Source organism: Mesorhizobium intechi (assembly GCF_002879535.1).
GTDB classification, from domain to species: Bacteria; Pseudomonadota; Alphaproteobacteria; order Rhizobiales; family Rhizobiaceae; genus Mesorhizobium; species Mesorhizobium intechi.
Genome location: NZ_PNOT02000253.1, coordinates 19,108 through 27,458, shown reverse-complemented (window position 1 = coordinate 27,458; position 8,351 = coordinate 19,108). Strand labels below are relative to the sequence as shown.

The 8,351-nt window shown below is 63.2% G+C and carries 8 protein-coding genes; all 8 read right to left on the bottom strand.

The window, feature by feature from the left end; genetic code table 11:
* Positions 1–499 (bottom strand): ABC transporter permease family protein (locus C1D09_RS22540; protein WP_143976364.1); only part of this gene is annotated, 499 nt, incomplete at its 3' end.
* Between the two features lie 9 nt (positions 500–508).
* Positions 509–1,432 carry a carbohydrate ABC transporter permease gene (locus tag C1D09_RS22535; protein ID WP_143976363.1) on the bottom strand — a complete coding sequence of 308 codons (924 nt, stop codon included), beginning with the start codon at positions 1,430–1,432 and terminating at the stop codon, positions 509–511.
* A gap of 153 nt (positions 1,433–1,585) precedes the next feature.
* Complete coding sequence (locus C1D09_RS22530; RefSeq protein WP_143976362.1) at positions 1,586–3,031, bottom strand: ABC transporter substrate-binding protein; 1,446 nt, start codon at positions 3,029–3,031, stop codon at positions 1,586–1,588.
* Positions 3,032–3,076: 45 nt separating this feature from the next.
* Positions 3,077–4,051: a sugar-binding transcriptional regulator gene (locus C1D09_RS22525; RefSeq protein ID WP_143976361.1), complete on the bottom strand. Its 975-nt coding sequence runs from the start codon at positions 4,049–4,051 to the stop codon at positions 3,077–3,079.
* A gap of 204 nt (positions 4,052–4,255) precedes the next feature.
* Positions 4,256–5,533: an MGH1-like glycoside hydrolase domain-containing protein gene (locus C1D09_RS22520; RefSeq protein ID WP_143976360.1), complete on the bottom strand. Its 1,278-nt coding sequence runs from the start codon at positions 5,531–5,533 to the stop codon at positions 4,256–4,258.
* Between the two features lie 23 nt (positions 5,534–5,556).
* Positions 5,557–6,597 carry an ABC transporter ATP-binding protein gene (locus C1D09_RS22515; RefSeq protein WP_143976359.1) on the bottom strand — a complete coding sequence of 347 codons (1,041 nt, stop codon included), beginning with the start codon at positions 6,595–6,597 and terminating at the stop codon, positions 5,557–5,559.
* A gap of 21 nt (positions 6,598–6,618) precedes the next feature.
* Positions 6,619–7,464: a carbohydrate ABC transporter permease gene (locus C1D09_RS22510; protein WP_143976358.1), complete on the bottom strand. Its 846-nt coding sequence runs from the start codon at positions 7,462–7,464 to the stop codon at positions 6,619–6,621.
* Positions 7,465–7,477: 13 nt separating this feature from the next.
* Complete coding sequence (locus C1D09_RS22505; protein ID WP_143976357.1) at positions 7,478–8,323, bottom strand: carbohydrate ABC transporter permease; 846 nt, start codon at positions 8,321–8,323, stop codon at positions 7,478–7,480.
* Positions 8,324–8,351 lie beyond the last annotated feature (28 nt).

The following is an 8,351-nucleotide window of genomic DNA, read 5'->3' as shown; positions in this document are numbered from 1 at the left end:
CGATCCACAGGATCAGCGGCAGGCAGATCAGCTGGTAGACCCAGATCAGGCCGACATAGGTGTTGGCGAGCCCGAGCTTCTGGAAATAGAGGGTGAGCGGCAACAACACCAACAGCGCCGGCGCGAACTTGAACGACAGCAGCGTGAAGGCGATGTCCTCGGAGCCGCGGAATTTGTGGCGCGCGAAGGCGTATGCCGCCGGCACGCCGAGCAGCAGCGAGACCGCCACCGAGGTCACCGACAGGAACACCGAATTCCAGAGGTTGCGCATGAAGGCGATATCGAGCGTTCCGGCAGCGGTCATCAGCTTGCCGGTGATCAGCGCCGTGTAGTTGGCGAGCGTCGGCTCGAAGATCAGCTGCGGCGGAATACGCAGGATGGTCTCGTTGGTCTGGAACGACATCATGAAGATCCAGACGATCGGGAACATGAAGAAGATCACGACCAGCGTCAGGGCTATGCCGCGCAGGATGCGCTCGAGAAGCGAGGTGTGTTCCATCCCGGCCTCCTATGCCTGGCCACGGGCGCGTTCGCGCAGCCTGAGCCAGTTCTTTATGAAGATGTTGGAGAGGAAATAGGTGATCGCCCACAGGATGATCATCAGCGCCGCCGAGCGGCCAACATTGGTCGACTGGAAGAAGTTGAGATAGGCCTCGACCTGGAAGACGGTCAGCGTGTCGCCCGGTCCCCCTTGTGTCATCGCATAGATGATATCGAACTGCTGGATGGAATCGAGCAGGCGGAACAAAGTCGCCGTCAGGATGTAGGGGGTCAGCATCGGCAGCGTGATGCGGAAGAAGACGAAGCTTCGCGGCACGCCATCGAGCGCCGCCGCTTCGAAGGGCTGCGTCGGCAGGCTGCGCAGGCCGGCGAGCAGCAGGATCATGATGAAGGGCGTGTAGACCCAGATGTCGACGAGCACGACGGTGAACAGCGCCGTCGACGGCGACGACGCCCAGCGGAAATCCTGCAATCCTACCAGGCTGGCGAGATAGCTGAGCACGCCGAAGCCGGGATTGGTCATCAGCTTCCACATCAGGGCGGCAAGCGCCGGCGCCGTCATCAGCGGCATCAACAACATGATCGAGATGAAGTTGTTCAGCGTCGAGCGCTTCTGCAGCAGCAGGGCGATGGCGAGGCCGAGAAGCAGTTCCAGCACGACCGTGGTGCCGGCATAGAGCAGCGACACCTTGAGCGTGTTCCAGAATTTCGGGTCGGTGAAGAAAGAAATGTAGTTGTCGCCCCAGTTGAACTGTCGCGCCCATGGCTGGCTCAGCCGATAGCGCTGGAAGGAATAGACCACCGAGGTGAGGAACGGGATCAGGATGCCTATGCAGACGAGCAAGGCAGGCAGGCTGAGCACATAGGGCAGCACCCGCTTGCTGATCCTGAAGCTGGATGGCTTGGGTCTTTGCGATACCACCGCAGTCATCGAGTTGCTCCGTTGTTGCTGTCGCTTCGCCCTGCCGGCCGCCCAAGGGAGCAAGGCGACCGGTGGGGCGAATGGCGGCCACCTTCCGGCACCGCATCGCAAACGTGAAAGGCCTGACGAGGGCCGGCCAGACGGGCCGGCCCTCGTTGCGACTTAGCCGAGCCCGGCTTCCTTGAGCTGGCCGTTGATGCTTTCGGCGAGCTTGTCGAGGCCCTCGTCGACCGGCACTTCCTTGGCCACCATCTTCTGCAGCGTCGCCGCCCATTCGGTGGTGAGATCGAAGAACAGCGGCTGAGCGGTGAACTTGATCGAGGCGCCCGGCGCCGAGGCGTCGAACATCTCGACGTAACCGGGATAGCTCTTGTTCAGCTTTTCGCGGAACATCGCGTCCTTCCAGACCGACTGGCGGACCGGATTGACGAAGTCCATCTTGGTCGCGCCGAAAAGACCATGCTCCGGCCCGGAGGCCCATTGCATGAAATACCAGGTGGCGTCCTTGTCCTTCGAGAAATTGGACATCGCCAGCGACCAGATCCAGATGTTGGGCGTCGCCGCCTTAGCTGCCGGGTTGGCCTTGAAGCTTGCGAAGGCGAGCTTGCCGGCCATCTTGTTGTCGCCGCCATTCATGAAGTAACCGAGAATATCGGCGTCGAAGATCATCGCCGAGGCGCCAGCGCCGAGATCGGTGCCGACCTGATACCAGGTGTAGGTCGACCAGTCCTTGGGGCCGCTCTCCTGGATCATCTGAACCCACTGCTTGTGGAAAGCCTTGGACTGGGTGGTGTTCATGGCGGCCGACAATTTGCCGTCTGCCGACACGTTCAGATCCTTTTGGTCGAAATTGGCATAGGCCGACAGGAAGCCGGGATGGATTGTCGCCCAGGAACGCGAGCCACGCACGCCAATGCCATAGACGCCGCCACCGACATCCTTGGTGAGCTTGGCCGCCGCGGCAACCATCTCGTCCATGTTGCCGGGAATGGTGACGCCGGCCTTGTCGAACATCGCCTTGTTGTAGGTGATGTTGTTCTGTTCGAAGCCCCACGGAATGCACCACTGCTTGGCATCATCCGAACCCAGCGCGCCGCCCGGCTTGCCATTCCAGGCACAGGAATTCTTGACGCCGGGCAGGAAGTCGTCCCAGGCATAGTTCGGGTTGGTCTTGGCCGGATCCTTGATCCATTCGTTGAGGTCGGTGATCCAGCCGGCGGGGCCATAGGTCCAGGTCATGTAGGCGCCGGTCATGAAGGCATCGTATTCGGGCGAGCTCGCCGAAAGGGCTGCCGTGACCTTGTCGAAATAGACGTCTTCCGGGAACACGTCATAGACGACGTTCATGCCGGTCAGCTTCTTGAAGTTTTCGAGATCGGCGATCATCGCATCGGCATAGGGATGCTTGTTGAGCAGGAGCTTGATGGTCTTGCCCTTATGCGCCTGCCAGTCGAAGTCGGCGGCAAGCGCGCGGGTCTGCCCTAGATTGAGCAGCGTGCCGGCGGTGCCGGCGGCAAGGCCCATGGCACCGAGGCCCTTGATCAGCCCGCGACGGTCGACTTGTCCGCGCAGGAAGGCATCAATGAGGTCTTTCTCTTTCTCATGCATTTCGTCTTCTCCTCCACAGGGTAGTTTCACTGAAACCGATGCCGGCTACCCGACCGGCGTCTCTTCCACGAGCGATCGCGCCGTCCGCTCGTCTGTTATCAGGCCCTTGAGATAGCGGCCTTCGAGCACCGACTTGATGGCGCGAACCTTCACCTTGCCGCCGCCGACGGCGACGATCCGGCGGCTGCTGATGTCCTCGCGCGTCAGCGCCAGCGCCCGGTCGGAAACGGTGGTCGCCACCGCTTTTCCGGCCCCGTCGAAGAAATGGCCGAGCAACTCGCCGACACCGCCATTGCGACGGATCTCCTCCATCTCGCCTTTTTCGATCATGCCCGTGGCGACCAGCGACGCCTCGCGTTCAGCGGTGCCGATGCCGGCGAACAACAGGTCGGCGGATCGCGCGAGATCGAAGACCTCGCTGATGCCCTTCTGCCCGAGCAGGACGGTGCGATCCTCTGCCGTGTTGGCAAACATCGGCACCGGCATGACATAGGCTTCGGCGCCGGTGCGTTCGGCCAGGCGGTGAATCACATCATGCGGATTGGCCGAGAATTTGCGCGTCAGGCCGCCAAGCAGCGAGACGAAGCGGATCTTGTCGGTCGAGGTGCGCGGCAGATACTCCACGCAGGCCGCAAGCGTGCGGCCATGGCCGACGCCGATCAGCGCCTCTTCGCCGCGCTCGATCTCGCGCTTGAGAAACTGCGCGCCGGCGATGCCGAGCGCCTTAAGCGGCAGATCCTCGGAATCGAAATCCGGAACCACCTCGCAATAGTCGAGGCCGTAGCGGCGGGACAGTTCGTCCTCGAGCTCGACGCATTCGGAGACTTCGCCGTCGATGTAGACCTTCACCAGCCCTTCCTGGTTGGCCTTGGTAATGAGGCGGTGGGCCTTGAGGCTGGTCAACCCCAGCCGCTTGGCGACCTCGGACTGCGTCAGGCCGCCGGCATAGTGAAGCCACGCGGCACGCGTCGCCATGCTGGTTTCGTCGTCGCGCAGGAGGCCGTTGCCGAACCCTACCATTTCCACCCTATGATATTTTTATCAGTTGCTGCAAAATTTTTCACAACGAGCGATCGAAGTCAAGCGCCGGCCTTCGATCGTGCACGGAGGTTCAAAACGGCTCCAGGCCGTCCATGACGGGTGTGGTTGGCAGCGGCGCGGAAAGCCGGCGGTATTCGCAGCCCGATGAGGAGCTGCGACGGCCTCGGACGCGGAAAAAGGCGCTTATGCCTGGCGCAAGAACTCTATCACCATGGCAGCTGTCCAGGTGAAACGGCCGCCGCCGAGCGGCTCGCCGGTGAGCGGGTCGTAATATTCAGCAAAGCCGCTTCCGCGGATCAAATCCAGACTCGACTGCGTGATACGTTGCGCCACGTGGCCGTGGCCGGCGGCGGTCAGCCCATCCGATATCATGTAGTTGACCACCAGCCAGACCGGACCGCGCCAATAGCGTTTGGCGTCGAAGCGCGGATCGCCGGGATCATGCGACGGCACGACATAGCGTGCCTTGCCGGCAAGCCGTTCGACAGTTGCGGCGATTGCGGCGGCACGAGGCCTGGGGATGGCCGCGAAAGCCGGAAGGAGGCCGCCGACCGACGCGCTGTCGATCAACTCGCCGGTGACGCGGTCGAGGCACAGATACCGGCCATGCGTCTCGCTCCACAGCCGCTCCATGGCGGCCAGGGCCTTTCGCGCGCGGCCGCGGTTGGCGATGGCGATCTCGGTTTCGCCCAACGCTTCGGCGAGATCGGCAAGATCGGCCGCGGCGCGGATCAGGATGGCATTGAAGCCGGGATCGACGACCTGGAAGGGCGAGGCGTCATGCAGCCTGGCATTGTCCCAGCCAAGCCCGCGAAAATGCTGCACCAGCCAGATGTAGCGGTCATACTGCTCCCGGGTCGGCCGGTGCGCCGGGTCGGCATGCAGGATGTCGCGGCGCGTATAGGGCTCGACGCCCTCGGCCGACACGCGTTCGAATGCCTCGTCCCAGTCGATGGAATTGTCGCGACCGGACTCCCAGGGATGGATGATGGCGACCAGCCCTTCCCCCTTGGGGTCGCGGTTCTCATAGAACCAGCGGTGCCAGGCATCGATTTTCGGCAGCAGCGCGCGAGCGCGTTCAGCGGCCAGTTTCTTGTCGTTCGCCCGGTCGAACAATCGTCGCGCGGCAAAGCCGGCGACCGCCGGCTGGGTGATGCCGGAAGTCGCTGTCGGACGGCCAGTCCGCCATACGTCGGGGCCGGGAAAATAGCTGTCGTTCCAGACATGGAAGACGATGTGCGGCACCATGCCGTCCGGCCACTGATGCGCGAACAAGGTCTCCATCTCGGTCCAGGCCCGCGCCTCGTCGTAGTGGCCAAGGCCGAGCGCGGTCAGGCAGGAATCCCAGTTCCACTGGAAGGGGTAGAGACCCTTTGTCGGAATGGTGTAGGCGCCCTGGTCGTTCTCCCTGAGCACCTCGACGGCGCGGGCGATGATGTCACTGGTGGGGGAAACGGTCATGGGCGTTTTCGGGGCTTTCGGCGTCAAAGAGCATTGGCGGTTTCAGGATCGAACCAGCGGATGCGGTCGGGTTTGGGCGCCAGGCGCAGATCGTCACCGACCTGAACGCTGGCGTTGGAGTCCAGGATGGCGCGGAACAGGCCGCCCGCGACATCGCAGGTGACCAGCGTATGCGGCCCGAGCGGCTCGACGACGCGCACCGTGGCGTGCAAACCTTCGCCGCCCGCGTCGACATCCTCGGGACGGATGGCGAATTCCAGCTTCTGCTTGTCTGACCTGGGACCTGGCAGCGTCAGCCCGGCAACGGTCCAGCTGTCGTTCGCAGCCTTGGTCGCCGGGATAAAATTCATCGGCGGATTGCCGATGAAGGAGCCGACGAAACGCGCCGCCGGATTGCGGTAGACCTCGACCGGCGAGGCCGCCTGGACGATACGGCCCTGATGCATGACAGCGATGCGGTCAGCAAGGCTCATCGCCTCTACCTGGTCGTGGGTGACATAGATGGTGGTGGTCTTCGACGCGGCGAGCACGCCCTTGAGTTCGGCGCGCATTTCAAGCCGCAGCAGCGCGTCGAGGTTCGACAGCGGCTCGTCCATCAGGATGACGTCAGGCTCCATGGCGAGCGCGCGGGCGACCGCGACACGCTGGCGCTGGCCACCGGACAATTGGCCGGAATAGCGCTTCAGCAGTTGCTCGATATGCATGAGTTCGGCGGTGCGGTTGACGCGGCGCTCGACCTCCTGCTGCGGCAATTTCTTCATGCGCAGGCCGAAGGCGATGTTCTCGAACACGGTCAGATGCGGAAAGACGGCATAGTTCTGGAACACCATGGCGATGCCGCGCTCACGCGGCGGCAGATGGTCGACGCGGCGGCCGCCGATCCACACCTCGCCCTGGCTTGGGCGTTCCAGCCCGGCTACAATCCTGAGCAACGTGGTCTTGCCGCACCCCGACGCGCCGAGCAGCACCATGAATTCCTGGTCTGATATCGTGAGGTCGACCTGATGCAGCGCGGTGAAGCCGCCGAAGCGCTTGGCTATGCCCTTGATTGCGATTTCAGCCATGGGCCGTCTCCGTGTAACGCGTCATCGGTAGGCGATCCCCCACATGGCGAAAAGGTATTTGCGGACGGCGAAGATGAAGATCAGCGCCGGCACGACCAGCGCCGCCCCGCCGGCGAATTTGAGATAGAGCGGCGACTCGCCAAGGCTCTGGAGCAGGAAGGCGGTCAGCGTGCGGTTTTCGATCGTGAGCACGGCAGCGGCGAACACCTCGTTCCAGGAGATGGTGAAGGCAAACACCGCCGATGCGGCTATGCCCGGCAGCGCCAGCGGCAGGATCACCTTGCGAAAGGCCTGCCAGCGCGTGCAGCCGAGCGTCCATGCTGCCTCCTCGAGCTCGACAGGAATGCCCGAAAACAGCGAGAAGGTGATCAGCACGGCGAACGGCAGCGCCAGCGTGGTGTGCACCAGCGCCAGCCCGATGGCGGTGTCGTCGAGGCCGGTGCGGATGAACATCACCGCCAGCGGCAGCGCCAGAAGCGGCAGCGGGAAGGCCCGGGTCATCAGCACCAGGAAGCGGAAGCTGCCCTTCCCCGGAAAATCGAAGCGCGACAGAGCGTAACCGGCCGGCGCGCCGAAACAGATGGCCAGGATCATCGTCAGCGTGGCGACGAGCACCGAATTCCACAGCGCCCTGGCAACGCCGGCGAAATTGATGAAGAACGAGAGGCTGCCGAGGTCGAAGGACGGGAAGAAGCGCTTCGGGAAAGCCGTCACCTGATCGGGCGACGACAGCGCGTTGACGATCAGCAGATAGATCGGCAACAGCACCCAGACGCCAAGCAGGATTGCGGTGGCGATCAGCAGCCAGTCGCCGGCCTTGCGTGCGTCTGCGACCGCCGCAACCGGCGTTTCGGCAACCGCGCTCATATCCGGGCCTCCTTCATATCCGTGCCTCCTTGGGCACACGCAGCACCCTGAGGAAAAACAGCGTGAAGGCGATCGAGATGGCGAGGATGAGCAGCGCCGAGGCGGCGGCGACATTGCGATCCTGCAGCGTGAATTGCCAGTTATAGGTCTCCCCCATCAGCACCGGCAGATTGGTGCCGCCGAGCGCGGCGACCACGGCGAAGACCTCGAAGGCGAGGATGACGCGCAGGATGATCGCCGTCTGCAGTGAGGGGCGCAGCAGCGGCAGCGTGACGCGCACGAAGCGTTGCCATGGGCTTGCCCCGAACACCTCGGCCGCCTCGTAATATTCCTTGGGGATCAGTCCCATGCCGGCAACGAGGATGACCATCATGATCGCGGTGGCCCGCCAGATCTCCGCCAGCGCCACGGCGATGAAGATGGTCAGCTTGCTCTGGTAGCCGAGGAACATGACCGGCCTGTCGATGACGCCCAGGCTGGAGAGCAGCGTGTTGAGGAAACCGGACTGGTCGAAGATGGCGAGCCAGATCAGCCCGGCGGCGAGGTCGGAAATGCCGAGCGGAATGGCGAAGACGTAGAGTGCCGCACCACGCCCTGTCTCCAGCCGCGACACGACGCTTGCCATCAGCAACGCCATGGTGAGTTGGATCGGCACGACGATCGCGGCAAGCAGCACCGTGTTGCGGACCGTGACCGGGAATTTCCAGCTGCCGGCCATGGTGCGGAAATTGTCGAGGGTGAAGGCGCCGTCGCGGGTCACCGCCTCGAAAGCGACAAGCGCGAACGGGTAGAGGAAGAAGATGCATAGAAACAGGGTCGCCGGCATCAACAGCAGATAGGGCAGAGCCTTTCCGTGCATTTGTGGTGTCCTTTGAAGCCGCGGCCAA

Excerpts from the sequence above, each read along its gene's own strand:
- C1D09_RS22535 (WP_143976363.1), bottom strand. The coding sequence starts at position 1,432 with ATGACTGCGGTGGTATCGCAAAGACCCAAGCCATCCAGCTTCAGGATC.
- C1D09_RS22530 (WP_143976362.1), bottom strand. The coding sequence starts at position 3,031 with ATGCATGAGAAAGAGAAAGACCTCATTGATGCCTTCCTGCGCGGACAA.
- C1D09_RS22525 (WP_143976361.1), bottom strand. The coding sequence starts at position 4,051 with ATGGTAGGGTTCGGCAACGGCCTCCTGCGCGACGACGAAACCAGCATG.
- C1D09_RS22520 (WP_143976360.1), bottom strand. The coding sequence starts at position 5,533 with ATGACCGTTTCCCCCACCAGTGACATCATCGCCCGCGCCGTCGAGGTG.
- C1D09_RS22515 (WP_143976359.1), bottom strand. The coding sequence starts at position 6,597 with ATGGCTGAAATCGCAATCAAGGGCATAGCCAAGCGCTTCGGCGGCTTC.
- C1D09_RS22510 (WP_143976358.1), bottom strand. The coding sequence starts at position 7,464 with ATGAGCGCGGTTGCCGAAACGCCGGTTGCGGCGGTCGCAGACGCACGC.
- C1D09_RS22505 (WP_143976357.1), bottom strand. The coding sequence starts at position 8,323 with ATGCACGGAAAGGCTCTGCCCTATCTGCTGTTGATGCCGGCGACCCTG.